This window comes from Faecalibacterium sp. 3 (assembly GCF_048323735.1).
GTDB classification, from domain to species: Bacteria; Bacillota; Clostridia; order Oscillospirales; family Ruminococcaceae; genus Faecalibacterium; species Faecalibacterium wellingii.
The window spans coordinates 857,043-882,661 of sequence record NZ_JBLWFN010000001.1; the positions used below are offsets into that span (position 1 = coordinate 857,043).

Annotated in this window: 20 protein-coding genes; 8 read left to right on the forward strand and 12 right to left on the reverse strand. The window is 59.2% G+C overall.

Features of this window, described 5'->3' with window-relative positions:
* Nucleotides 1–110: 110 nt before the first annotated feature.
* Nucleotides 111–956, forward strand: coding sequence for an AraC family transcriptional regulator (locus ACNSPV_RS03975; RefSeq protein ID WP_348584540.1), 846 nt, complete (start codon nt 111–113; stop codon nt 954–956).
* Here ACNSPV_RS03975 and ACNSPV_RS03980 read toward each other — a convergent pair.
* Nucleotides 947–2,053 carry a GGDEF domain-containing protein gene (locus ACNSPV_RS03980; RefSeq protein WP_348584539.1) on the reverse strand — a complete coding sequence of 369 codons (1,107 nt, stop codon included), beginning with the start codon at nt 2,051–2,053 and terminating at the stop codon, nt 947–949. The two genes, ACNSPV_RS03975 and ACNSPV_RS03980, sit on opposite strands and share 10 nt — an antisense overlap.
* A 112-nt stretch (nt 2,054–2,165) precedes the next feature.
* Complete coding sequence (locus tag ACNSPV_RS03985; RefSeq protein ID WP_348584538.1) at nt 2,166–3,464, reverse strand: MATE family efflux transporter; 1,299 nt, start codon at nt 3,462–3,464, stop codon at nt 2,166–2,168.
* Between the two features lie 205 nt (nt 3,465–3,669).
* Between ACNSPV_RS03985 and ACNSPV_RS03990 the strand changes: the two genes are divergently transcribed.
* Nucleotides 3,670–4,629, forward strand: a complete 960-nt coding sequence (locus ACNSPV_RS03990) for a carbohydrate kinase (protein ID WP_348584537.1) — start codon at nt 3,670–3,672, stop codon at nt 4,627–4,629.
* A 211-nt stretch (nt 4,630–4,840) separates the two neighbouring features.
* The gene (locus tag ACNSPV_RS03995; protein WP_348584536.1) at nt 4,841–5,389 is read left to right on the forward strand and encodes a phosphatase PAP2 family protein; all 549 of its coding nucleotides are present in this window, start codon (nt 4,841–4,843) and stop codon (nt 5,387–5,389) included.
* A 762-nt stretch (nt 5,390–6,151) separates the two neighbouring features.
* Here the strand turns inward: ACNSPV_RS03995 and ACNSPV_RS04000 are convergent.
* The gene (locus ACNSPV_RS04000) at nt 6,152–8,584 is read right to left on the reverse strand and encodes a homocysteine S-methyltransferase family protein (protein WP_348584535.1); all 2,433 of its coding nucleotides are present in this window, start codon (nt 8,582–8,584) and stop codon (nt 6,152–6,154) included.
* Nucleotides 8,571–9,257 carry a methionine synthase gene (locus ACNSPV_RS04005; protein WP_348584534.1) on the reverse strand — a complete coding sequence of 229 codons (687 nt, stop codon included), beginning with the start codon at nt 9,255–9,257 and terminating at the stop codon, nt 8,571–8,573. Before ACNSPV_RS04005 ends, ACNSPV_RS04000 begins: the two co-directional genes overlap by 14 nt.
* Before the next feature lie 316 nt (nt 9,258–9,573).
* On the opposite strand from ACNSPV_RS04005, the gene ACNSPV_RS04010 reads away from it, so the two are divergent.
* The gene (locus ACNSPV_RS04010) at nt 9,574–10,929 is read left to right on the forward strand and encodes a citrate/2-methylcitrate synthase (protein WP_348584533.1); all 1,356 of its coding nucleotides are present in this window, start codon (nt 9,574–9,576) and stop codon (nt 10,927–10,929) included.
* A gap of 59 nt (nt 10,930–10,988) precedes the next feature.
* Nucleotides 10,989–11,426: a MarR family winged helix-turn-helix transcriptional regulator gene (locus tag ACNSPV_RS04015; protein WP_348584532.1), complete on the forward strand. Its 438-nt coding sequence runs from the start codon at nt 10,989–10,991 to the stop codon at nt 11,424–11,426.
* Nucleotides 11,427–11,591: 165 nt separating this feature from the next.
* Here the strand turns inward: ACNSPV_RS04015 and ACNSPV_RS04020 are convergent, their stop codons facing one another.
* The 3 genes from ACNSPV_RS04020 to ACNSPV_RS04030 form a co-directional block, all read right to left on the reverse strand.
* Nucleotides 11,592–11,735, reverse strand: coding sequence for a hypothetical protein (locus ACNSPV_RS04020; RefSeq protein WP_348584530.1), 144 nt, complete (start codon nt 11,733–11,735; stop codon nt 11,592–11,594).
* Nucleotides 11,736–11,980: 245 nt separating this feature from the next.
* Complete coding sequence (locus tag ACNSPV_RS04025; RefSeq protein ID WP_348584529.1) at nt 11,981–13,126, reverse strand: glycoside hydrolase family 88/105 protein; 1,146 nt, start codon at nt 13,124–13,126, stop codon at nt 11,981–11,983.
* Between the two features lie 4 nt (nt 13,127–13,130).
* Nucleotides 13,131–14,687: a glycoside hydrolase family 28 protein gene (locus ACNSPV_RS04030; RefSeq protein ID WP_348584527.1), complete on the reverse strand. Its 1,557-nt coding sequence runs from the start codon at nt 14,685–14,687 to the stop codon at nt 13,131–13,133.
* Between the two features lie 224 nt (nt 14,688–14,911).
* Here ACNSPV_RS04030 and ACNSPV_RS04035 point away from each other — a divergent pair, with 224 nt between their 5' ends.
* Entirely contained in the window at nt 14,912–15,730 is an 819-nt protein-coding gene (locus ACNSPV_RS04035; RefSeq protein WP_348584526.1) for an AraC family transcriptional regulator, read from the forward strand.
* 103 nt (nt 15,731–15,833) lie between these two features.
* Here the strand turns inward: ACNSPV_RS04035 and ACNSPV_RS04040 are convergent, their stop codons facing one another.
* From ACNSPV_RS04040 to ACNSPV_RS04060, 5 genes are all read right to left on the reverse strand, one after another.
* Nucleotides 15,834–16,691: a carbohydrate ABC transporter permease gene (locus ACNSPV_RS04040; protein WP_005942942.1), complete on the reverse strand. Its 858-nt coding sequence runs from the start codon at nt 16,689–16,691 to the stop codon at nt 15,834–15,836.
* Nucleotides 16,692–16,701: 10 nt separating this feature from the next.
* Nucleotides 16,702–17,631, reverse strand: a complete 930-nt coding sequence (locus tag ACNSPV_RS04045; RefSeq protein WP_154259430.1) for a carbohydrate ABC transporter permease — start codon at nt 17,629–17,631, stop codon at nt 16,702–16,704.
* Nucleotides 17,632–17,835: 204 nt separating this feature from the next.
* Entirely contained in the window at nt 17,836–19,218 is a 1,383-nt protein-coding gene (locus ACNSPV_RS04050; protein WP_339395462.1) for an ABC transporter substrate-binding protein, read from the reverse strand.
* Between the two features lie 600 nt (nt 19,219–19,818).
* Nucleotides 19,819–20,433, reverse strand: a complete 615-nt coding sequence (locus tag ACNSPV_RS04055; RefSeq protein ID WP_249237982.1) for a thymidine kinase — start codon at nt 20,431–20,433, stop codon at nt 19,819–19,821.
* Nucleotides 20,434–20,733: 300 nt separating this feature from the next.
* A complete protein-coding gene (locus tag ACNSPV_RS04060; RefSeq protein WP_339395461.1) occupies nt 20,734–21,375 on the reverse strand; it encodes a redox-sensing transcriptional repressor Rex in 642 nt (213 codons plus the stop codon).
* A gap of 261 nt (nt 21,376–21,636) precedes the next feature.
* Between ACNSPV_RS04060 and ACNSPV_RS04065 the strand changes: the two genes are divergently transcribed.
* On the forward strand, nt 21,637–22,317 hold the full coding sequence (locus tag ACNSPV_RS04065) for a ClpP family protease (RefSeq protein ID WP_249237980.1): 681 nt from the start codon (nt 21,637–21,639) through the stop codon (nt 22,315–22,317).
* A 336-nt stretch (nt 22,318–22,653) separates the two neighbouring features.
* A complete protein-coding gene (locus ACNSPV_RS04070) occupies nt 22,654–25,557 on the forward strand; it encodes a DNA translocase FtsK (RefSeq protein WP_348584525.1) in 2,904 nt (967 codons plus the stop codon).
* The last annotated feature ends 62 nt before the right edge of the window (nt 25,558–25,619 follow it).

A 25,619-nucleotide genomic window follows, 5' to 3' on the forward strand; every position in this document is an offset into this window, starting at 1 on the left:
TTTGATATTTTGTGTTTCACGCACTTGACGGCGTGTTGTTTCGTTGGTACTATAATAGCAGATAATTTTGTGATATAAAATAGCATTTTATTGATTAGAGGTGTCAGATATTGCTGTTTGACTGGAACGTTGTCGCCGCGCCCTCTTCGGTGCAGGATCTCCAGCTTTCCGCGCCCCTCACCCTGTCGGGCGAAGGGCTGTGGGTCTGCCTTGTGTCCAGCGGCAAATGCACCGCCTCCGTCCCCGGGGCCGGGCCCTCGCCGGCGGGAGCCGCGCTGATCCTTCCGCCGCAGTCGGTGCCCGCCGGGCACCTGATCCTGAGCCGTGCGCCGCTGTCTCTCGTGCCGGAAAGCGCCTGTCACCTGCTCTGCGTCCAGCTCACCGGGCAGGCCGCTTCTCAGTTTCTCACCGGACTGCGGGAACTGCCCTTCCTTGCCAAGGGCGGCTCCTGCCCTGCTGCCGCCGAGCTGATGGGCCGTCTGGCCGAGGAAAAATCCTCCCACAGCCGGGCGCGCAGCCAGCTGGCCTACGCGCTGCTGTGTGAGCTTTCTGACGCCGACAGCGCCTCCCCTGCCCTGCCGCCGCTGGTACAGGCCGCCATTGAGGACATCCGCGCCAACTACGCGGGCCTGTACGGCGTGGAAGAGCTGAGCGAGCGACTGGGCGTGTCCAAGAGCCATCTGGTGCGCACCTTTACCGCTGCCATCGGGGTGCCGCCGGGCCGGTATTTGACCACCGTGCGCATCGAGGCCGCTCAGCGGCTGCTGCTCCACCGGGAATACACGCTGGACGTGGTCGCCAGCCTGTGCGGCTTTTCCGGGGCCAACTACCTGTGCCGCGTGTTCAAAAAAGAAACCGGCCAATCCCCCGCACAGTGGCGGGCAATGGCCGGTCATGCCGCGCAGTCCGGGCTTTCCCCGGAAGAATCCCTGCGCGAACAGGAGCTTTATATCTGAGAAGCTGCATCTGTTTCCTTCAAATGGGCTTCTTTGCACGCATTTTTGGCGTGATACATGGCCTCATCGGCGCGGCGGAAGGCTTCCTTCACGCTTTCCGTGCCGGTGTCAAAGGCTTTCCACCCGACGGAAATGCTCATCACGGGCTGGTCGCTCCCGATATGTCCCTTGTGCCATGCGTCAAATTCGGCGTTCAGCTGTTCCACCCTGTCCAGATCCCGGCGCAGCACCACACAGAACTCGTCGCCGCCCATCCGGAAGCAGCGGCCGCTGGCGCCGTACACCTCGCGCAGGCCCTGCGCCACCGTGCACAGGCATTTGTCGCCGACCGCGTGGCCGTAGGTGTCGTTGATCATCTTGAAGTGATCCACATCAAAAAACAGGATCACACCGGCACCGCGGTACCGCTTGAGGTGATCCTCAAAGCTCCACCGGTTGCCCAGCTCGGTCAGGCCATCCACCTGCTGCAAAATGTCGCCGTAGAATTTGTACAGCATAATGGCCGAGATGGCCACCACCAGCCAGATGATTTCCACATTGTTATCGTGCAGGGTCACCGCGATGCCGTTGGCCAGAAAGACCGTGACCAGCAGCACCATCACGCTGCCGCTCTGCTGGTAGCGCCGGAAGGTCTGCAGCTCCTGCACCAGATAATATACGGCGCTGAAGCAATAGAATGCAATGTACACCGCGTACAGCGGGCCGTGGTGGTAGATGTTCTGCGCGTCCACATACCAGATCTGCCCCGTGAACAGGGTCACGGTCTCCAGCACCACATGGAACGCCAGCAGGCAGCTGATGCTCTTTTCCCACAAAACGCGGCTGCTGAGGCTTTTGCCGCACAAAAGGCCCAGATACGGCGCACTGCACAGCTCAACGTATTTTACCAGCTTATGCAGCCCGATAGATTCTGCCGGGGCGCCGTCCAGCGCATTGCCCAGCCACTCGCACAGTGCCGCCGTGCTGATGACCAGAAACAGGACCCGGGTGATATTCTTGCGCTGCTGATCCAGCGTTGTATTGAAGCTGACCGCCGTCAGCATGATCATCATGGACAACACCACAAAAATGGTATTGGCTGTATAATAAGGATTCATAGCAGTTCCTTCATTTCATGATTAAGCTCCTCGATCATCCGCCTTTCTGTGTATTATACCCGTTTTTTATTTCCATTTCAAGAAAAGACCGGCTTATTGGGGCATTCGTGCCTTATTCCGTCTTTGTTCGCCGCAGCAGCAGGAACAGGGTCAGCAGGGCCGTCAGCAGCTCCGACACCGGGAACGCTGCCCACACACCATTCATGCCAAACAGGCGGCTCAGCACCAGCGAGCAGACCACGATGGCCACCATGCCGCGGCAGATGGAGGTGACGGAGGCTTCCACCGGGCGGTTGGTCGCACTCAGATAGCCCGCCGCCACGATGTTGAACCCGGCAAAGAAGTAGCCGATGAAGTACAGCCGCATCCCCATGTGGGCAAACTGGGCCATCCGGACGGAGTTCTCGCTGTTGAATATGCCCACCAGCGCATCGGTGGCACCAAAGACCACGCTGTACAGCACAGCGGCCAGCACCAGCGCTGTGCCGCTGCCGAGGATCAGCAGCTTTCTGGTCCCGGACCGGTCGCCTTTGCCGTAGCACTCGCTCACCAGCGGCTGTGCACCCTGTGCTACGCCATTGAAGATGGCCGTTGCCACCAGCGCAAAGTTCGCCACCACGCCATAGGCCGCCACGGCCACATTGCCCGCCAGCCCCAGCAGCAGAAGGTTGAACACGGTGGTGGTAACGCCGGAGCTCATCTCGCCCACAAAGCCGGAAATGCCCAGCTGGCAGCTCTGCCCCAGCAGCTTCACCGAGGGCATCCGGCGCACGAACTCCACGCCGTTCTCCTTTTTAAAGAAGTGCCGGCTGCAGATAGAAATGCTGATGATGGGAGACACGGCGGTGGCCAGCGCCGCACCGGCCAGCCCCAGACCCATGGGGAACATAAAGATGTAGTCGAACATCACGTTGAACAGGCTGCTGCTCAGGGTAGCCACCATGGCAAGGGAGGGGTCGCCGTCGTTGCGCACAAAGGCCGACACGATGTAGTTGCACATGAAAAACGGCGTGAACATAAGGAAAATGCGGGCATACGGAATGCCCAGCGCCACGATCTCCGCGTCGCCGCCCATCAGCCGCAGCAGGCTGCCCGGCGCAAAAATGCCCGCCAGCAAAAACGGCACGCTGAGCGCGCAGGCGCAGAAGATGGCGTTGGAAAAATACCGCTGACAGCGTTCATCGCCCTGTGCCCTGAGGATGGCGTAGCGGGTAGCTGCGCCAATCCCGACCATGGCACCAATGGCAAAGATGAAGTTGTAGATGGGCAGGCAGAGATTGAGCAGGGTGACGCCGTCGGTACCCGCCGCCTGCGAGATAAAATAGGTATCGGCCAGAATGTAGCACGAGGTGCCCAGCAGCCCGAAAATGTTCTGCGATACATATTTGAAGAATTGCTTTGTCAGGTTCATCCAAGTTCCCTTTCATGGCATTTTTTACGCATACCGGCATATTTTAGCACACCCCAAAATGCAAGTCAACACAAAAACGCCCTGCACCGTGCAAAAAAGCATTGACAGCCCGGGCTCTGGCCCTTACACTGGGAGCGGTCACAAAGCCATCCCCCGCGCCGGGGGAAGCCTTTTATTACCAGCATCTTAATTTGGGAGGTTCTCTATGTCCGGCAGCACACTGTTTTCCATTGGCGAAGCACTCATTGATATGATCCCGTCCAGAGCAGGCTGCTCTTTTGACGAGGTGCCCTCGTTCAGCCCGCGCACTGGCGGCGCACCGGCCAATGTGTGCGCAGCCTTCGCCCGGCTGGGCGGCAAAAGCGCCTTTCTGAGCCAGCTGGGCAATGACCCCTTCGGCCATAAGATCGCCCGGGAGCTGACCGACTGCGGCATCGACCTCTCCCATCTGGCCTTTACCGACAAGGCCAGCACAGCCCTTGCCTTCGTCAGTCTGGAAGAGGACGGCAGCCGCACCTTCAGCTTCTACCGCAAGCCCTCCGCCGACCTGCTCTATTCTCCGGAGCAGATCGACCCGGCATGGTTCGCCGATGCCTTTGCCCTGCACTTTTGCAGTGTCTCGCTGGTGGACAGCCCCATGCGCTACGCCCACCTTGCGGCCATCTCCGCCGCCCGGGAGGCCGGCAGTATCGTCAGCTTTGACCCGAACCTGCGCTTTCCGCTCTGGCCGGACCGCGACATGTTGCGCGGGACGGTGCTGCAGTTTCTGCCGCTTTCCAACATCCTCAAAATTTCGGATGAAGAGCTGGAATTTCTCACCGGCACTGCGGACATCGAAGCCGCCCTGCCGCAGCTGTTCGTGGGTGATGTGCAGCTGGTGGTCTACACCTGCGGCAGCAGCGGTGCCCACGCCTACACCCGCACCGCCCATGGCTTTGCCCCCTGCCGGAAAGTCCGGGCTGTGGACACCACCGGTGCGGGCGATGGCTTCATCGGCTCCTTTTTGTGGCAGCTGGAACGTGACGGCGTAACGCGGAACAAGCTGGAAAAGCTGAGCCGGGCCCGTCTTTGCGAATATCTTGCCTTTTCCAACCAGTTCTGCGGCATCAGCGTGCAGCAGCACGGTGCCATCGACAGCTACCCCACCCTTGACCAGATGCAGTAAAGGATGCAAAAAGCCCTGCGTCCAACACCGAAGGGCTTTTTTCTATTTACAATTTGTAGTATTGTGATTCTATATTCCAGTTTTGTGCTGTTTCTGACATCTTTTCTGCCGGTTTAAGATTTGTTTATCCTTTGTACAAGCCTTGTTCTTATTCTCTGCCCGGTTCCATGTTACCATAAGGGCAAGAACAACAAGCAGGGAGGCTTTATCCATGTCCTTTGAATTTACCCTTCTGGATGCCTTGCAGGCTCTGCGCTGTCCGGTGCTGGATGCACTGGCGGTGTTTTTCGATCAGGCCGGTGCCCACGGCGAGATCTGGATCGCCTTCACGGCGGTGCTGCTGGCGTTCCGGCGCACCCGCCGGGCCGGGCTGGCCATGGCGCTGGCGCTGGGCCTTTACATGCTGGCAGGCCACTGCGCCTTAAAGCCGCTGTTCGCACGCCCGCGCCCCTGCGACCTCCGGCCGGAGATGCTCACGCTGGTGGCCCGGCCGCATGGCTGGTCCTTCCCTTCCGGACACACTGCCTCCGCCTTTGCCGCTGCCTTTGCGCTCTGGCTGCAGAACCGCAGGCTCGGCGTCCCGGCTCTTGTGCTGGCCGGGTTCATCGGCTTCACGCGGATGTACCTGTATGTACATTTTCCCACCGACATTCTGGGCGGCGTGGCACTGGGCCTTGCAGTGGGGGCCTGCGGCTCTCTGCTGGCAGATAAAATCAGTAACAAATGGGCGAAACGCAGCGAAGTAAAACGAACTGTATAAACCAATTTCGTCTCGCACTCGTTCTCGCTTTGCTTTTTGCATTCAGATGAAGTATCTCGCTTCGACCCCATCCGTGAAAAAGAGCCTCGGAAAAATCCGCAGATTTTTCCGAGGCTCAACGAATGATAATAGAATTTCCGCTAAAACAGCCAAAGCGCACGCGGCGGCTATTCCCAATCGTTCTCTTGCATTCAGGTAAAAACAAAAGCAGCCAGCACCGTGGAAAGGAGGATAAAGCGGTGCTGGCTGCAGTATGAGAACTCCCGAACTTTGCGGTGGATCAGGAGGGATTTGGTAGTCTGTCCACCGCCCGGGCTATTGCCTGGCATGGGACGGGGAACAGTGTTTTAATAAGGATCTGCTGGGTCGTGCCCAAAGCACCGGCCCCCGCAGAGGAAAGCCCTTGTCGGCTTTTGGGAGGTGTCTTTGCATCTCCCTGACTGCACCCTTATACTACCAGACAATCGTGGCATTTCTTTGTGGAGTTTTTGAACAATTTGCAAATAGATTTTCAGGTGTTTTCAAAGGGGCCAGCTTATCGGGGCGGCGGGCCGGAAGTTTTCCCTGACAGGACGGCAGGGAGTTTCTCCGCGAATGTCCTGGGGGTGGGGCCCCAGCTTACCGGGGCAGCGGGCCGGAAGTTTCTCCGAAGACCGTCCGCTGGGGTGGGACCCTGTTGCCCGAAGGGCAATAGGGCGGGCGATGGAATGGCCCGATTCGTGTCTGAGGAGAAAGCTTCCGGGACACCGCCCTTGCGTTCTTTTACTGTGCCCCGAAAAATTCCTTGGCGATGTCGGCGCTGCGCTTTGCATCTTTGGCGTACCAGTCCGCGCCGATCTTCTCGGCATATTCCGGGGTCAGCACGGCACCGCCCACCATGATCTTGCAGTCCAAGCCCGCTTCGTGCAGGGCGGCGATGGTCTCCTCCATGCTCTTGAGGGTGGTGGTCATCAGGGCAGAAAGACCCACCAGATGCACATTCTTTTCCCGCACGGTGTTCACCACCATCTCCACCGGAACATCACGGCCCAGGTCGATCACCTCAAAGCCGTAGTTTTCCAGAATGACCTTGACGATGTTCTTGCCGATGTCGTGCACGTCACCCTTGACGGTGGCCAGCACGATGCGGCCCTTGCTGGCGCTGCCCTCGCCCTTCTGGGCAATGACATTCTTGATCTCCTCAAAGGCGCTCTGGGCCGCACTTGCGGCCTGCAGCAGCTGCGGCAGGAACAGCGTGCCCTTCTCGTACTTTGCGCCCACGATGTCCAGCGCCGGGATCAGTGCTTCGTCCACCACTTCCAGCGGCTGCTTTTCGGCCAGCAGTGCCTTGGTCTGGGCGGCAGCATCACCCTTCAGGCCCTTTTCCACCGCCTTCATCAGGCCCGCATAAGGGCCGGTAAGCTCTGCGCTCTCACCGGATGCCGAAGCCGCAGGCACCGCCTGCGCGGCCTGCCGGATGGCTGCGGATGCAGGCACATGGTCGGCATACCGTTCAATGTACTTGGCGCTCTGCGGGTCGCGGTTGGTCAGCACGTTGTAAGCATACACCGCCGCCATCATCTCCTCGCTGGAGGGGTTCATGATGGCAAGGTCCAGCCCGGCGTACATGGCCATGGTGAGGAAGGTGGTGTTCAGATAGGGGCGGCAGGGCAGGCCGAAGCTGATGTTGGACACACCCAGAATGGTGCGCACACCCAGCTCCTTCTTGCAGGCTTCCAGTGCCTGCACGGTGGCCAGAACGTCCTTCTGCTGGGCGCTGGCGGTCAGGGTCAGGCAGTCGATGTAGATGTCCTCCCGTGGGATGCCGGCGGCAAGGGCCACCTCCGTGATGCGGCGGGCAATGGCCACACGGTCCTCGGCGGCAGGCAGGATGCCCCGCTCATCGATGGCAAGGCCCACGATGGCCGCACCGTACTTTTTGCACAGGGGCAGAATCGCGTCCAGCTTTTCCTGCTCGCCGTTGGTGGAGTTGACGATGGGCTTGCCGTTGTACACGCGCAGACCGTTTTCCAGCGCCTCCACATTGGAGGAGTCCAGCTGCAGCGGCAGGCTGGTGACGCTCTGCAAGGCCTTGACCACCTTGGGCATCAGGGCAGGCTCGTCCACCCCGGGCGCGCCCACGTTCACGTCCAGCACCTGAGCACCGGCTTCCACCTGACTGACCGCCTGCTCCAGAACATAGTTCATATCCTCTTCCCGCAGTGCCTGCTGGAAGCGCTTTTTGCCCGTGGGGTTGATGCGCTCACCCACCACCGTGATGCCGTCCACATTGACAAAGTCCACCGGCGTGCAGAGCACCGAGGGCATTTTGTGGGCCGGACGGCCGGGTACGCAGCCTGCAAAAACGCTGTTCAGCAGCTTGATGAACTCCGGCGTGGTGCCGCAGCAGCCGCCCGCCGCAAACAGATGCAGCTCCCGGTAGGGCTTCATTTCCATGGCGAAGAGCTGCGGGGTGATATCGTAGCCGCTGCCGTCGGCCCGGGGCAGGCCCGCATTGGGCTTGACGAACACCGGGAAATCGCCGGGCACAGTCTCCGCCAGACGCTTTGCCATGGGGAAGATTTCCTTGGGACCCAGTGAGCAGTTGATACCCACCGCGTTGGCCCCCAGACCGCGGGCGGTCACGCCGAAGCTTTCCACCGTGCAGCCCGTAAAGGTGCGCCCGCCGGCTTCAAAGCTCATGCTGGCCAGAATGGGCAGGGTGCTGTTTTCCTTTGCGGCCAGCAGAGCGGCTTTCAGCTCGTAAAGGTCGGTAAAGGTCTCAAAGAAAATAAGGTCGGCCCCGGCGGCAGCGCCTGCCCGGACGATGCGGGCATACTCGCTCACCGCATCCTCAAAGGCCAGCGTTCCGCTGGGTTCCAGCAGCTCGCCCAGCGGGCCCACGTCCAGCGCGGTCAGGGCACCGTAGGGCGCACAGGCGCGCTTGCAGTTGGCGATGCCCGCCGCAATGATCTCTTCCAGACTGTAGGCGCTGCCCGCCAGCTTGTGGGCCGATGCGCCAAAGGTGTTGGCGTTGACAATGCGGCTGCCCGCAGCGGCATATTTTGCATGGATGCTCTCGATCAGCTCCGGGTTGGTGATGTTCAGTTCCTCCGGCTTTGCGCCCAGCTTCAGGCCCGAAGCCTGCAGCATGGTGCCCATGCCGCCGTCCAGCAGGACGGTATTGCTCTGTTTGAAAAGTTCACTCGCTTGCACAGGTCTTTCCCCTCTTTCTGTATTCGCAACGGGTGCGCAGCACACAGTGGCCGCACCCGGCCAGTTTTCCCTTTACCGGGTGGCCGCTGACCCCCAGAATGGCCGTCACGCTCTTGCGCGGGGTCATCAGATTGGTGTCGGTGACGCACAGGCCTGCACGGCGCACCGTGTCCAGCGCGTTTGCCACCAGCGGCTGCACCGCGATATCCCAGTCACCGTAGCCGGGCGAAAACCGCCCGGTGAGATACTTTCCCTCTTTTGCGGCCCACTGGCGCAGCTCCGCTTCTGCTGCGTCTGCGGCCTGCTCAGCCAGCGCGCTGCCCAGCGCGTCGGAGGCTACGCCCGCCGCAATATCGCCCACACCGGCGCGGCGGATCTGTGCATCCACGCCGGGGCCCAGCGTCACAGCCAGCAGCACCGCCTTCGGGCACCCTTCCAGATGGCGCATCACGTCCCCGCCCCGCAGGATGCCTGCTTCGGCAAGGGCAGCCGTGTCCGCTTCCAGCCAGACCGCCCGGGGCGTTGCCGCCGCCAGCAGCGGCAGGGCGCATGTTTCCAGCAGCGCCATGGTTTTTTCGTCCGGCTCACCACGGGCACCAAAATACCGTGCGGCCTGTGCCGTATCAATGGCTGCCGGTTTTGCCAGCGGCAGCGGCCTTGGAGCACCGATCATCCACCGCACCTCCCTGCTTTTTTTAAATAAAGTGGTTTTAAGTATACCGCACCTGTGGGATTTTCGCAATCCCGCACAGAGAAAGAAAGCGATTTAAACCGGCCTCCGCTGCGTTCTGACTCTCTTCAAAAGGGCAAACACGCATCCGGCAGCTTTTTTGCTTTCCGGTTTTGTTCTTTTTTTATTTACAAACAGTACCTTGACACCGAAATATCCTTTTTGTAATCTGGAAGAGTATTCTGAATGTAAGTGAATGCCGTCCCGAATCAATACGGTTTTTCGGGCAGGACGGCAGTAGGAAAGGAGCAACACACCTATGGATCATCTGCAGAACGTGATGGGATATTTCGACCAGCAGCAGCCGCTGTGTGCCGAGCATGACCGCATCGCCAAAGATCTCTACCGGGAATTTGGCGTCAAGGCGGGCCTGCGCGACGAAAACGGCAAGGGCGTGCTGGCGGGGCTGACGAATATTTCCGATATCCGCGCCTTTCAGTATGTGAACGGCGTGAAAAAGCCGGCGGACGGCCAGCTGCTTTACCGCGGCTATGATGTCAAGGACCTGATCCGGGGATCGTCCGGCAGCCGTTTCGCCTTTGAAGAGGCGGCCTATCTGCTGCTGTTCGGCGAACTGCCCACGCAGGAAAAGCTGGATGAGTTCTGCCGGGTGCTGGGCGAGTGCCGCACCATGCCCACAAACTTTACCCGGGATGTCATCATGAAGGCCCCCAGCCATGATATCATGAACTCCATGGCCCGCAGCGTGCTCACGCTGGCCTCCTACGACCCCATGGCCAACGATCTGGATATCTCCAATGTGCTGCGCCAGAGCATCCAGCTGACGGGCATTTTCCCCATGCTGGCCGTGTACGGCTACCACGCCTACAACCACTACGAAAAGGACGGAAGCATGTACATCCACCGTCCGGACCCGACCCTTTCCACCGCAGAGAACTTCCTGCGGATGCTGCGCCCGGATATGAAGTACACCGAGCTGGAAGCGCGGGTGCTGGATGTGGCTCTGCTGCTGCATGCAGAGCATGGCGGCGGCAACAACTCCACCTTTACCACCCGTGTGGTCACATCCTCCGGCACCGATACCTACTCTGCCATGGCGGCAGCGCTGTGCTCCCTCAAGGGCCCGCGCCACGGCGGCGCCAACCTGATGGTGATGCAGATGATGCAGAACATCCGCGAAAATCTGCACGACACCGAGGACGACGAGGAGCTGGAAGCCTACCTGAAAAAACTGCTGCACGGCGAGGCCTTTGACCGCAAGGGTCTGATCTACGGCATGGGCCACGCAGTCTACTCCCTCAGCGACCCCCGCGAGGTGGTGTTCAAGGGCTATGTGGAGCAGCTGGCCCACGAAAAAGGCCGGGACAAAGACCTTGCCCTCTACAACAAGATCGAAACGATGGCCCCGCAGCTGATCGCAGAAGAGCGCAAAATCTTCAAGGGCGTCAGCCCCAACGTGGACTTCTACAGCGGCTTTGTCTACGATATGCTGGGCATCCCCATGGAGCTGTACACCCCGCTGTTTGCCGTGGCACGCGTGACGGGCTGGAGCGCTCACCGCATTGAAGAACTGCTCAGTGCCAACAAGATCATCCGTCCGGCCTACAAGAGCCTTGGTGGCGACCACGAATATATCCGCCGCAATGAACGGTAAGATGCTGCTTTTGCAAGCATGATCGAGGACAAAAAACCGCTTCTGAAGGAGGAAACGATATGGAACTGAAACATCACCCGGAAGAATGGTTCTTTCTGCACAATTTTGATGCAGACAGGGTGTTCAATACCATCCAGCGGGCCGACTATCTGATTTTGTACTATATCAAGATGGAGGCCGACCAGCACCCGGAGCAAAAGGTCTATCTGGCAGATCTGGCTGCAGTGATGGGGCTGAAGATCACCGAGCTGTCCAAGGCAATGGAAAAACTGCAGGACAAAGGCCTTGTGGCGTGGAAGACCGACCGCGAGGCGGGCCGCACCTACGTGGAGCTGTCCAGCAAGGCGGTGGAGCTGATGGCCGAAGAACGCGATTTTATGAAACGCTGCTATGCTCGCCTGCGCACGGAACTGGGCGACGACGAGCTGCGCCGTGCTGTGGACATCATGCAGAAGGTGACGGCTGTATTGCAGGAGGAGCGGGAGCAAAACAGCTGAACCTGTTTTGCTCTGCGATACAAAAAGCCCGCTTGACAGGCGGGCAGAAAATCACTATACTGAAAATAGAAAACGGAAAAGGTGCTGTGCCTGACAGCCAGCTCCTTACCGCGTATCACTCACAAAAAGCGAGTAACCGTATCCGGTTGGGGAACTAGAAGGCGGTCATTCGCTTTTTTTGTTGTCATCGTTCTGCCTGTCGTGAGACACTTTCCACGCGATGTCAAATGTAGTGTTGACCACACTGATGATCAGGGAACCAACTGCGGCCAGAAGGGTCAGCAGTAAGAGCAATTCCGACAATGTCATGGGACACTCCTCCTCTCTCGCATTGCACGAGTGGGAGGTTCAACTTCAAAAAGCCAGCCTCCCGGCAATCCGTTCATTCCATGGGAACATGAAACGAGCTGATACCGGCAAGGGAGCCGCCTGCATTCAGAACACAGCACCTATCCGCCGCTTTTCAGCGGCACTCTCAGTTTAACATACTTTTCGGCAGCAAACAAGGCCCCGCCCCTGTTCTCCACAGGAGCGGGGCCTTGCTGTTGAAAGTTTTACTTTCTGGCGATCATTTCGGTGTAGGCCAGCACCAGCGGGCCCACACCCTTGGCGTCGTTGCAGACCACCGGCTCGCTGAAATAGTATGCCAGAGAGCCGTCGCGGTGATCCTTGCCGCCGAGACCCGCCACCAGACAGATGCCGTCCAGCTGCAGGCTGCCGTCCGGGTTCTTGGAAAGGTACTTGTCGCAGGTGCCGTAGAAGGCCTTTTCGGCCCATGCCGCCATGCGTTTGGGCAGATAGCCCAGACGCACGCCCTTGAGCACGGCGTAAGCGAACAGGGCGGTGCCGCTGGTCTCGAGGTAGTTGCCCTCCACACCGGGGTGGTCCATCACCTGCCAGAACATGCCGGTCTCCTCGTCCTGGAACTTGTGCACATCCTCGATGGTCTGCTTGAGCATTGCCATGATGCCGCGGTACTCATTGTACAGCTGCTCGTCCATCCGCTCCAGCACGTCTACCATCGCCACCATGAACCAGCCCATGGCACGCAGCCAGAAGTTGGGGCTGCAGCCGGTGACGGGGTCGGCCCAGTACATCTGGCGGCTCTCATCGTAGCCGTGGTAGTACAGGCCGGTCTTTTCGTCCCGCATGTGCTTTTTGATGTTCATGAACTGCTTGTAGCTGTCGATGCAGCCCTGCATCTTGTTGAAGCGGGTCTCGTATTCCATGTAGAAAGGCTGGGCCATGTAGGTGCCGTCCAGCCACACCTGCCACGGATAGATGTCCTTGTGCCAGAAGTTGCCCTCTTTGGTGCGGGGCTGGGTGGCCAGCTGGCTGCGGATGGTGTCAATGGCTCTGCGGTACTTCTCGTCACCAAAGATATCGTACAGGGTGAACAGGTTCTTGCCCTGATTCACGTTGTCCAGATTGTACTCCTTGGGGTCGTAGGTCTTGATGGAGCCATCCTCCTGCACGAACCAGTCGATGAAGTTCTTGGAAAAGCTCAGGTACTTCTCGTCGCCGGTGGTCTTGTACAGGCTCAGGCAGGCGGTGATCATGCAGCCGTCGATGTAGTTCCACTTGTTGGGCTTGCCGCTGCGCACCTTTTCGATGTTCCACATGGGTGCTTCGGCGCTGGAATTGGCGATCAGATAGTCCACGTAGTCGCCCAGCATGGACAGGATCTCTTCATGGGTCATGGTTTCAGTCCTCCTCAAAATGGCCGACGTTGGCAAAATGCAGGCGCTCGCCCTCGTAGCCCTCGATCTTGACGTTGTGCAGGTCAATCTCCCTGACGTTTTCGGCATAGATGGCCAGCTTCTTCACCAGCGGGCGGTTATCTGCCATGGCGGCCTGACCTTCCTTGGCGTTGGGGTCAAAGGTGATGGTGACATTCTTCATGGTAACGCGCTCAATGGGCTGCTCCGGCAGGCCGTCAAAGTAGCAGCCGGCGAACTGGGCGTCGGTGGCCACGATGTCCTCCATGGTCAGGCTGCCCAGCTTGGGGGTGTACTCGTCCACGGGCATGGCGTCGCGGCACTGCACATAGGGGCCGTGGCCGTCCGGGTCGCAGAAATAGAACATGTTGATAACGAAGGGAGCCTTGACGCCGCGCATTTCCACATTGCGGAACACCAGCCCATCAATGACGGCGGTGTTGCCGCGGCCGCGGCGGGTCTTGACCCGCAGGCCGCGGTCAGTGTGGTCCATCAGGCACTGGGTGACCACCATATCCTTGACGCCGCCGCTCATTTCGCTGCCGATGACGATGCCGCCGTGGCCCTTGTCCAGCAGGCAGTTGCGGATGACGGTGTGCTCGCAGCTCTTTTTCAGCTTCATGCCAAGGAACACCTTGCTGGCCTTCATGGCGATGCAGTCGTCGCCCACATGGATGTTCACGCCGATGATGCGGATGTACTCACAGCTTTCGGGGTCGATGCCGTCGGTGTTGGGGGCGTTGTAGGGGTTGTTGATGTTGAAGTTCAGCAGGTCAAGGTGCTTGACGAAGATGGGGTGGATGGTCCAGGAGTAGCTGTTCTGCACTGTGATGCCGTGCAGGCAGATGTTCTCGCTGTCCACCATGGCCACGGCACGAGGACGCCATGCGATGCGCTTGATCTTGGGCGTCACCCACCAGTCGCCGTTCTCCGCGTCGCAGTCCAGCGTGCCCTCGCCGGTCACAACGACGTCATGCACCTGCGTGATGTTCAAAAGGCCGGCAAAGCTGCTCAGGGGGTTGCCCTCCCAGCCGGTCAGGTAGTATTCGTCCACCTCGTTCTCGCTGGGGATCACACCGGGCAGGATGGGATAGTGGGTGCGGTCGTTGTCGCCCAGCAGCACAGCGCCCTTTTCAAGGTACAGGGTGGTGCAGCTCTTCATGAACAGGCTGCAGGTGCGGTAACGGCCTGCCGGCACATACACCGTGCCGCCCTTGGGGCAGGTGGACAGGGCAGCCTGCAGCTTGAGGGTGTTGTCCGTGGTGCCGTCGGCCACCAGACCGTAGCGGGATGCATCCACAAAGAAGGTCTCGGCCTCGGTGGTAAAGGTGCAGGTCAGGCTCTCGCCCTCAGCCTGCACGCCCACCGTGTATTCCGTGCCGGGCAGCAGGGAGAACAGGGAGAACACGTTGGTATTGCAGGCTTCGTAGACGGTCCTGCCGTTCAGGGTGACGATGAACGGATGGGCCGGACGGTAGCACAGGTCGTTTTCCAGCTCGAAAACAGCGCTGCGCGTCATGGAACGGATAAGCGACAGATTCATGAGAGAACCTCCTGATGGTTTTGTCTTGCCCAAATGCCTTGGGCATGGTATGATGAAAAAGAACCCTCTCAGTCAAACCCAAAGGGTTTGCCAGCTCCCCCGAAAGGGGGGAGCTTTTATGGAGCGGAACGGTCAAATGCATAAAACCTCGCCCTTTGGGAGAGGTGGCATCGCGCAGCGATGACGGAGAGGGTTTTCCCTCGGAAGATGATGAGAAGTGTATTATGAGATCAGAACGTGAAAAGATCACCGGCAAGGTGGCCGCTGCCACCCTGCGCCTGAATGCGAACCGCCACGAGCTGCTGCCCGACGAGGACACCTGTTATCTGCTGCTGGTGTCCGAAGGCAGCGTGACGCTGGAATCGGGCGGTCAGAGCGTACTGGTAAACCCCGGCAGCGCCGTGCTGCTGGGCCCGGGCGGCTGCAGCTTTCTGCAGACCGGCAGCGTCGTGCCCCAGATCGTGGGGTGCCATTTTCCGCTGGGGATGCTGCATGACCTGAAAACCACGGCCGGGCGGGACTTTTCGCGTCTGTTTGCGCCCGGGGAGCGCACCGTGCTGTATGCACCGGTGCAGTGGACCAGCCGGATACGCACCCTGCTGGAAATGATGAGCAGTGCAATGGACGAACAGGATTATCCCGGCCCGCTGTACCTGCTGCTGATCCTGCACTACGTGGAGCAGGAGTGCTTTGCAGAGAGCAGTGCCGTGGCACGCCCCCGCAACGAGACGGTGGAGCAGATCTGCGCCTACCTTGCGGCCAACTACCGGCAGAAGTTTTCCCTCACCGAGGTAGCGGCGCAGTTTTATCTTTCGCCCTACTACCTGAGCCGGTTGTTCCGGCGGGTGACAGGCCAGTCCATCGTGGATTACATCAACAACCGCCGCATCGAAGCGGCTCAGAAGCTGCTGGAGACCACAGAGCTGTCCATCAGCGCGGTGGCAGAGCAGACCGGCTTTGCCAGCGCCGCCCATTTCCGCCGGGTATTCCGCGAGGTGATGGGCACCGGCCCGCTGCAGTACCGCAAAGGACATAAGAAATGATCATTCCGCTGCGGGAACACATCATTAAAAACACCCCCTGTGCCATCTACGGGAACGGCACAGGGGGTGTTTGTATCAGAGATCTTATGCTTGTGCGCGGGGCTTAGCCCTTGACGGCACCGGCAGAGATACCTTCAACGAACTGGTCCTGTGCGCAGAAGAAAACGATCAGCTGCGGCAGGATGGAGATCAGCGACAGAGCAAGGATCTTGTTCCAGGCGAAACCGGTATCACCGTCCATGGACAGCTTGACGAACAGGGACATGGGATACTTGCCGGGGGTGCTGACGTAAAGCAGCGGGCCCATGAAGTCGTTGCAGCTCCACATGAACTGGAACAGTGCGCAGGACACCAGAGCGGGGCCCAGCATGGGCACGATGACCTTGTACAGGGTCTGGAAGGAGGAGCAGCCGTCGATGGCGGCAGCTTCGTCCAGATCACGGGGGACATTGCGCATGAACTGCACCAGCTGGTAGACGAAGTAGGTCTCGGTCGCAAATGCGCAGTGCACCCAGATGGCCAGATAGAAGGGGCTGTCCAGCCAGCCGAACTTGTTGTACAGCAGGTACTGCGGCACGTTCAGAACGACCTGCGGCAGGAACAGGGTGGCCAGCATGATGTTGAACATCAGCTTACGGCCGGGGAAATCGAAGCGGCCAAAGCCGTAGGCAGCCACACAGGCGGAGACCACCGTGCAGATCACCTTGGGGATAACGTAGCTGTAGGTGTTCAGCATGGCCTGCAGGATGTTGATGGAACCGCCAAAGTTGTTCAGAGCGCCGCGGTAGCCATCCAGAGTGGGGTGCTTGATCCACAGGCTGATGCCTGCAAAGATCTCGCTGTTGTCCTTAAAGGTAGCGCTGATCATCCACAGCAGAGGATAGATCATGATGACGCCGACCAGGATCAGGACGAAATACTTGAAGAAGGTCGCGATTTTGTTCGATGCTTTCATTCCCATACTGGTCACCTTACCTTTCGTCAGAGTAGTAGACCCACTTCTTCTGGCTGGTGAATGCAATGATCGTCAGGATGCAGACGATGATGAACATGATCCATGCCAGAGCGGATGCCATACCCATGTCATAAGACTTGAATGCGTAGTTGTAAACCAGCAGAGAGATCAGCGTGGTGGAACCACGGGGGCCGCCGTTGGTGATGATGTACGGGCCATTGAACTCCTGGAAAGCCTGGCAGATCTGAGTGACCAGGTTGTAGAAGATGATGGGGGTGATCATCGGAACGGTGATGGAGAAGAACTGACGCCACTTGCCGGCACCATCAATGGTGGCAGCCTCGTACAGGTCGGCAGGCACACCCTTCAGAGCAGCCAGGAACAGCACCATGGCAGAACCAAACTGCCAGATGCGCAAGAAGCAGATGATCCACAGCGCGTAGCTGGGGTCAGACAGCCACTCGGGGCCCTGCACCAGACCAAAGGTGACAGCGCGCAGAACGGTGTTGAGCAGGCCGTCCACACTGAACACAGCCTTCCACAGAACGGCGATAGCAACAGAGCCGCCCAGAATGGAGGGGATGTAGTACACAGTACGGAACAGGTTGACGCATGCGATCTTGAAGTTCAGGATGTATGCGATGAACAGCGCAAAGACCAGCTTCAGCGGCACGGTGATGAAAGCGTACTTGAAGGTGATGATCAGCGCCTTGGTGATCTTGGTGGTGGTAAAGGCCGTGATGTAGTTGGCCAGACCAACGAACTTGGTGCCGCTCTCGAAGAAGTTCATATCGGTGAAGCTGTAGTACAGCGACTGACCGAAGGGAACTGCCTTAAAGACGACGAAGCCGATGATCCAGGGGATCAGATAAAACAGGCCCTGATATTTGTCCAGCCACTTCTGGAACGGGGTGCGCCCGACGGCGGGTGCATTGCTTTCTTTCATCTGGGAAATCCTCCTTTTTAAGGAATTTCGGAGCATGAGACGGACGAAGGGGTAACAGACTGGATACAGCTTTGTCAAGATTTTGTAATATATCTCTGACAAAAAAGGGGCATCTGCCGGTCGGGCGGCAGGTGCCCCTCAGGTTCAGTCAAAGGGTGCCCTTTTCTGTGCGTGACCGCACACGGCGGCACTCAAAAATGGAACTTAGCCGATGGTGTAGCCAACAGACTCCATGCCGTCCAGCAGGGTGTCAACAACGTCTGCGCCGGCAACGCCGTCGTAGTCAACGGTATCGAACACTTCCTGATAGATGCCGGTGCCGGAAGCCTTCAGGTCGTTGTTCTCGAACAGGGGATCCAGCTTGTTGGTGGTGAAAGCCATGACCTTGGCGTTTGCCTCAGCCACCAGATCCTTGACAGCGCCGGCAGCCTGAGCAGCAGCCAGACCAGCCTTGGAAGCGGGGATGCCGCACTCAGAACCCATGATGGAAGCGCCCTTCTCCTCGTTCAGCAGGAAGTTGATCAGGGTAGCAGCCTCGGCAACGCACTTGCTGGTCTTGGTGATGGCCAGACCCATGGAGACCTTGGAGAAGCCGCCGTTGTTGTCGCCGAACTTGATCTCTTCGCCAACGGTGAAGCCGTCCTTGTTGGCGTCATCCAGAGCGGAGGAGTACTTGGAAGCAGCGGAATCCCACTCGAAGATGCCTGCGATCTTACCGGTGATCCACTCGTTGGACTGGTGGGTAGCGGTATCGGAGTTTGCAGAGTAGTAGGTCTTCAGGTTCATCATGACGTGGCCGTCCACCAGGCTCTTGATGAAGTCGATGCCCTCAGCGATCTCGTCCTCGGTGTAGTTCAGGGTAGAGGTGACGGGGTCAGCCCAGTCCTTGCCGTACTTGGACTCGAGGTAGAAGACCATCAGGATCATACGGTCGTATGCGCCCAGGTGCATGGGGTAGTAATCGTCGCCCAGCTTCTCCTTGAATGCCTTGCCGGCAGCCATCAGATCATCCAGAGACTTGGGAACTTCGGTGATGCCAGCCTTGTTGAAGGTGGTCATGTTCCAGAAGAAGATACGGCCGGTCATGGAAACGGGCACGCACTGCTGGCTGTTTGCAACGTAGCAGGCGTCCATGGCAGCGTCATCCCACTGGGTCAGATCCAGGAACTTGGAAACAGTGTTCAGGTCCACGAACTTGCTGCCGTCGGCAGAGTAGTTGTACAGCCAGTTCCAGTTCACCTGGCACACATCCTGTGCGTTGCCTGCGATGAAGGCAGCTGCCATCTTCTCTTCCCAGCCGGACCATGCGGCGAAGGTGGGCTCGATGGTGATGTTGGTGTGCTCAGCCTGGAACTCCTTGATGGCGTTCTGGTAAGCCTCGTGACGGCTGTCGCCGCCCCACCAGCTGATGGTCATGGAAACAGGGCCGTCAGACAGTGCCAGGCTCTCGTCTGCAGAAGCAGCGGGAGCGGTGGAAGCAGCAGAGCTGGATGCAGCAGAGTTGCCGCCGCAGGCAGCCAGAAGGCCGGCAGCGCCCACAGCGCCGGTGACCTTCATGAAATCACGACGAGAAATTGCCTTGCTCATTTTCGTTCTCCTCCTAAATACAGAAAACATCATCTCGAACGGGGGTTCTGCACATACCCCGTTGTATACAATTATGATAACAAAACAACAGCCAAAAAGAAAGACGCAAATTGCAGATATCTAAACAAAAAACGTACAAATATTGCTCTTGTTTTCGCGCAAGAATTGACGCCTTCGCTGAAATGAATAAACTTGGCTCGAAAAACTGTGCAACATGTATACTTCGCTATTTTGCATAGAAAACTGGGATGCATCATAGGAGGAACGTCGAATTTTGCAATAATTTTGTAAACATTCCGTTTCAGAACGTAGAATCGTTGCATACATTGTGGACGAACAACAGCTTAAAAAGCCCGGATGAGAGCCTTTAAACTGATATATCAATAGCGCAAAAAATGTTCACTCTGATATATCAATTGTTTGCGGCGGTCCCCCGGCACCGGTCTGCGGGCATGGAAATCGGTGCTTCTTCGTCCTTTTGGGGGGTGAAAAAGCGCCGACAGCGACATATTTTGCGCTGTTGCGTGGACTGCGCCCGTAGGCCGGAGATAAAAAGAAAGGCTGCCGTGTCGTTGGACACAGCAGCCTTGTATACAAGTTTTAATCAGCCTGCGAAGCAGCTTTTTCGGCGTAGAACGCGCGCTTTGCCTTGAAATAGCACTGGGGGCACATGCTCACGTACTGCACATCGTTTTCCAGATCGATGGCCACCTGCTCGCCCTCAAAGACGAATCTGCCGTTCACCTTGCGGCAGTTGCAGATGGCCTTGCGGCCGCAGGTGCAGATGGTTTTCATTTCCTCGATGGTGTGGGCCAGCTCCAGCAGCCGGGTGGAGCCGGGGAAGCCCTTGAGGGAGAAATCTGCCCGCAGGCCGTAACAGATCACCGGGATGTTCAGGTCCACCGTGACCATGAACAGCTGCTCGGCCTGCTCCGGGGTGAAGAACTGGCTCTCGTCGCACAGCACGCAGGCAAGGGCAGCGGTGCTGTTGGCCTGACGCACCGCCTCGAACACATCCGTTTCCGGCGGGATCAGCAGATCGGCCTTGCGGCGGACGCCCAGACGGCTGACCAGCTCACCGCCGCCCTTGGTATCCACCTGCGGCTTGAGGATCAGCACCCGCATCCCCTGCTCCTCGTAGTTGTGGGCCACCTGCATCAGGGCGGTGCTCTTGCCGCTGTTCATCGCGCCGTAACGGAAATACAGTTTTGCCATTTGAAAAACTCTCCTTACAGAAAGAACCCTCTCAGCCAAATCCTGACGGCTTTGCCAGATTCCCCCTTTTGTCACTGCGCGACATCTTCCCCCGGAGCGGGGGAAGTCTTTCCTCGAAGGGGGAGCTTTTCTGCATCTTCCGGGCAGGCTGTCCTTCGCCGGAGAAGCAGAAACTTTCCCGTCCCCACTCATAAAGCTCCCCTTTTGGGGGAGCTGTCGAGCGTATGCGAGACTGAGAGGGTTCGGCGGCATCTCAGGCTTTGACTGAGAGGGTTCTCTTATTACTTATAATAGGTACGTTCAGTCCTGATTGCGCAGGCGGTAGCCCAGACTCATCAGGCTGTCGCCCAGATGGACGTTCTCCACCACCACATCGGGGTACGACACCGAAAGGTCATAGTGGGAGAAATTCCAGAAGCCCTCGATACCCAGATCCACCAGACGGCCGCTGACCTGCTCCGCACCGTCCCGGGGCACACAGAGCACTGCGACCTTGGGGTGATGCTCGGCACAGAAAGACTCCAGCTCGTCGATATGGCGGATCTGGATGCCGCTGATCTCCTTGCCTACCTCGCTCTGTGCCACATCAAAGGCGGCGATCAGGCGGTAGCCGTTGGTATCGGTGGTGATAAAGCGGCTCACTGCCTTGCCCAGACGGCCGCAGCCGATCAGGATGGTGGGCAGGCGGTCGCCGTTGCCGAACAGCAGGCCTTCCAGAATGGAGAGCAGGTTTTCCACCGAGTAGCCGATGCCCTGCCGGCCATTCACATCGCCGATGCAGTTGAAGTCCTGTCGTACCTGCGAAGCAGTGGTGCCCATCTGAGCAGCCAGCTCGCGGGAGGAAATGCTGTTGATGCCGTCTTCCTGCAGAGAGCGCAGATAGCGGTAATATTTGGGAAGACGCTTGATAACGGGAAGCGAAGCCTTTGCAGGGGTGCTCATAGAATACTTTCTCCTTTCGCTCTATCGCAGTACTTGCCGCAGCTGCCTGCTTTACAGATGCGGCGCAGAGAAACCCCGATCCGTTTACGGGTTCATATTGCAGATATTACAGTCAATTATTTAAAGTATACAGCACTGATGGAGAATGTCAAATCATTCTCAAAAAAATTTTATGAAATGTTACCGTTTTTTTGCTGCGGCGGGTCTGTATAGCCCGGCACAGGCCGGGGAATGCTGACAAAAAACGCAGGAGGAAAGCATATGAACGATGAAACGCAGCAGACCGACGCAGGTCGGCTGGAAAAAGAAGAGATCGAGGATCTGGGCACGGTCACGCTGGCCCGCGGCGGGCATGTCATCCACTGCCTGACCGTCATCGGACAGATCGAAGGCCATTCGGAAGCGCCGCAGGGCCAGAAGACCACGAAGTACGAGCATGTCATCCCTCAGCTGGTGGCCGCGCAGGAGGACCCCCGCATCGAGGGCCTGCTGGTGCTGCTGAACACGGTGGGCGGGGATGTGGAAGCGGGCCTTGCGCTGGCGGAGCTGATCGCCAGCGTGTCCAAACCCAGCGCGACGCTGGTGCTGGGCGGCGGACACTCCATCGGCATCCCGCTTGCCGTCAGCGCCCGGCGCAGCTTCATCGTGCCCACAGCCACCATGACCGTGCACCCGGTGCGGCATTCCGGCGTCATTCTGGGGGTGCCGCAGACCATGCGCAGCTTTGAGCAGATGCAGCAGCGCATCACCGGCTTTGTGGCGGCCCACAGCGGCATGACCGAAAAGCGCTACACTGACCTGATGCTCCACACCGGCGAGCTGGTGATGGACATGGGCACCGTGCTGGACGGACGCCGGGCCGTGAAGGAAAAGCTCATCGACGAGCTGGGCGGGCTTTCGGATGCACTGGCGTGGCTGTATAAAGAAATCGAAAAAGAGTAAGAAGACAGGACGGCAGATAGTTTCTCCAGCGAATGTCCCGGGGGTGGGACCCTGCTGCCGCAGGCAGTAGGGCGGGACTGGAGTCTTGCAACAGCGACGACCGCTGCCCGCGGCAGAAAACAGGGAGAAGCTGTTGGGGCAGCGGCCAGCAAGACGCAAGCGATAGCGAAGCGGATGCTGGGTGCCGCAACCCGTCGCTGTTCGCGGAGAAAGCTATCTGCTGGCCTGCCGGGCTGAAGAAATTTGTACAACAATAGGTTTGCCATTTTCTTCCCTGCGTGGTACAATAATAAAATCAAATAGTGTGTCTACTACAAATGTGGGGAACAGAGAAGAATGGCGACAAGAAAACGTAAAACGACAACACGGCGCACATCATCGCGCAAAAAGCGCGCCGAACAGCGGCTCCCGGCAGGGCTTGGCACCCTGTTCGCAGGCCTTTTGCTGGTGGTGCTGGCCTTTGTGGAGGGAGATTCGGCATGGAAGGCCCTGCACGATGTGCTGTTCGGACTTTTTGGCTGCGGCAGCTTTGTGCTGGGCGCAGCCGTGTGCTGCCTTGCCGTGCAGTATACCCGGGGCGAAGACCTTCTGCCCCCGATCTTCAAACTGATTTTGGGGCTGGTGTTTGCCTGCGGGACCGTGATCGTTTTTTCGGATATCCAGCCGCAGGGGCTGTCTGCGTTCCAGATGACTGCCGCCTGCTATGCCAACGGCGTGAATGCATGGCTGGGCGGCGGCGCGCTGGGCGCACTGCTGGGCGGCAATCTGCTGCTGCTCTGCGGCAGACCGGCGGCAAACCTGATCATGGCGGTGCTGGCGCTCTGCGTCAGTCTGTACATTTTTGACCTGACCCCGGCAGAGGTCTGGCAGTGGCTGTGCGCCGCATTCGGCGGGGTGCACGCAAAGGGCGCCGCCCTTGCCCGGCAGAGCGCGGAGCGCCGTGCGGAACGTGCGGCCGCCCGGGCGGCAGAGGCCGAGGAGGCCGAGGAGGAAGCCGAAGACGAATATGAAGAAGAGGAGCCGGAGGACGAACCGGCCGGCCCTGCATTCCATATCGGTGTGCCGGACTGGCTGAACGGCATCCGGCATTGGGGCCACAAGGTGACCGAAGAGATGGAAGCGGAGGAGCCGGAGGCAGCCCCGCAGCCGGAGCCGCCCGCAGACACTTCCGGTCAGCCGCTTGCCCAGCCGGAGCCTGCCGCCCCGGCCATCACGCCGGTGCAGGTACGGGTATCCCGGCCCCGGGCTTCCTTTGACGTAGACCTTGGCCCCGACCACACTGAGGTAAAGGAGGGCGGCAGCGAGCCCATCGAGCCGCTCATCGTGGGCCCGGGCGGTACCTTTGGGCAGAACCCGCTGCGCCCGGCCCCCAAACCTGCCCCGCAGCCCATCGTGGCAGATGCGGTGGAAACGGATGCGTCCGACTTCTTTGCAAAGGCCGCACAGCCGGTGCAGCCTGCGGCAGAAAGCTTTGATACACCGGTGATGCCCACCGTCCCGCCGGAAGCTCCGGCAGCGGCCATCACGCCGGAAATGCCTGCGGCGCCCATCCAGCCCGCCGTGCCGACAGCACCCGCCCGTGTCAGTGCAGAAAACGCGGCGGCCATGCGCAGCGCACCGGATGAGGACGGCTGGATCAGCATTACCGCTGAACCGGTGGAGGAAAAGGACATCAGCACGCTGGTGGCAGCGGCAATGGAAAAGCCCGCCGCCTCCGAGCAGGCCGCGGCAGCGGCCCCTGTGGACGAGACCGAACCGGTGGATACCTATCAGTACCAGTACCCGCCCATCGAGCTGTTTGAAAAATCGCAGGACGAGACCGACCCCGGTGCGCAGGAAGAGCTCAAGGCCAATGCCCAGAAGCTGGTGGACACGCTGGAAAGCTTTGGCGTGCGCACCCGTGTGCTGGACATCTCCCGGGGTCCCTCCGTCACCCGGTACGAGGTGCAGCCCATGGCGGGCGTCAAGATCAGCCGCATCACCTCGCTGGCGGACGATATCGCACTGAACCTTGCGGTGGCGGACGTGCGCATGGAAGCGCCCATTCCCGGCAAGCCCGCCGTCGGCATCGAGGTGCCCAACCACAAAAAGACCCCGGTGTATATCCGCAGCGTGTTCGAGAGCCAGAGCTTTTTGCGCATGACCTCACCGTTGGGCATCGCGCTGGGCAAGGACATTGCCGGTGTGGCGCAGGTGGCAGACCTGTGCAAGATGCCCCATCTGCTGATCGCGGGCAGCACCGGCAGCGGCAAATCGGTGTGCGTGAACAGCATCATCATGAGCCTGCTGTTCCGCTCCAGCCCGGAGGACGTGAAGCTGCTGCTGATCGACCCCAAGGTGGTGGAGCTGGCCGAGTACAACGGCATTCCCCATCTGCTGATGCCGGTGGTCACCGAGCCGAAAAAGGCCGCCGGTGCGCTGGGCAGCGCCGTGCAGGAGATGGAGCGCCGCTACCGCCTGTTTGCGGAGAACAATGTGCGTGACATCAAGTCCTTCAACAAGCTGGCCGCAGAACGGCCGGAGCTGGAAAAGATGCCCTACATCGCCATTATCATCGACGAGCTGGCCGACCTGATGATGGTGGTGGGCAAGGATGTGGAGGACTCCATCTGCCGCATCGCCCAGAAGGCCCGCGCGGCCGGCATGCACCTGATCGTGGCCACCCAGCGCCCCAGCGTGGACGTCATCACTGGCCTGATCAAGGCCAACATCCCCAGCCGCATCGCATTTGCGGTGTCCAGTCAGGTGGACAGCCGCACCATTCTGGACGGCTCCGGTGCCGAAAAACTGCTGGGCATGGGCGATATGCTGTTCATGCCGGTGGGTGCGCCCAAGCCCACCCGTATTCAGGGCACCTTTGTGCGGGATGAGGAGATCAGCCGTGTGCTGGACTTCATCAAGCAGAGCGGCACCGTGCAGTACGATGAAGCCATGATCGAGGCCATGGAAAAGCATGCCATTCAGGACGGCAAAAAGGGCAGCAGCGGCGCGGATGCGGACGAAGAGCCGGACAGCGACCCCATGTTCAAGCAGGCCGTGGAGGTGGTCATCGATGCCGGTCAGGCCTCCACCAGCCTTTTGCAGCGCCGCTGCAAGCTGGGCTACGCCCGCGCGGCCCGCATCATGGACGAAATGGAGCAGAAAGGCGTCATTGGCCCCTACGAGGGTGCCAAGCCCCGTGCAGTGCTCATCAGCCGCCAGCAGTGGCTGGAGATGCAGATGAACCAGCCGGAGGAATGAAAAACAAAAGAGCGCTCGCCCTCTCAGGCCGCTTCGCGTCCAGCTCTCCCAAAGGGAGAGCC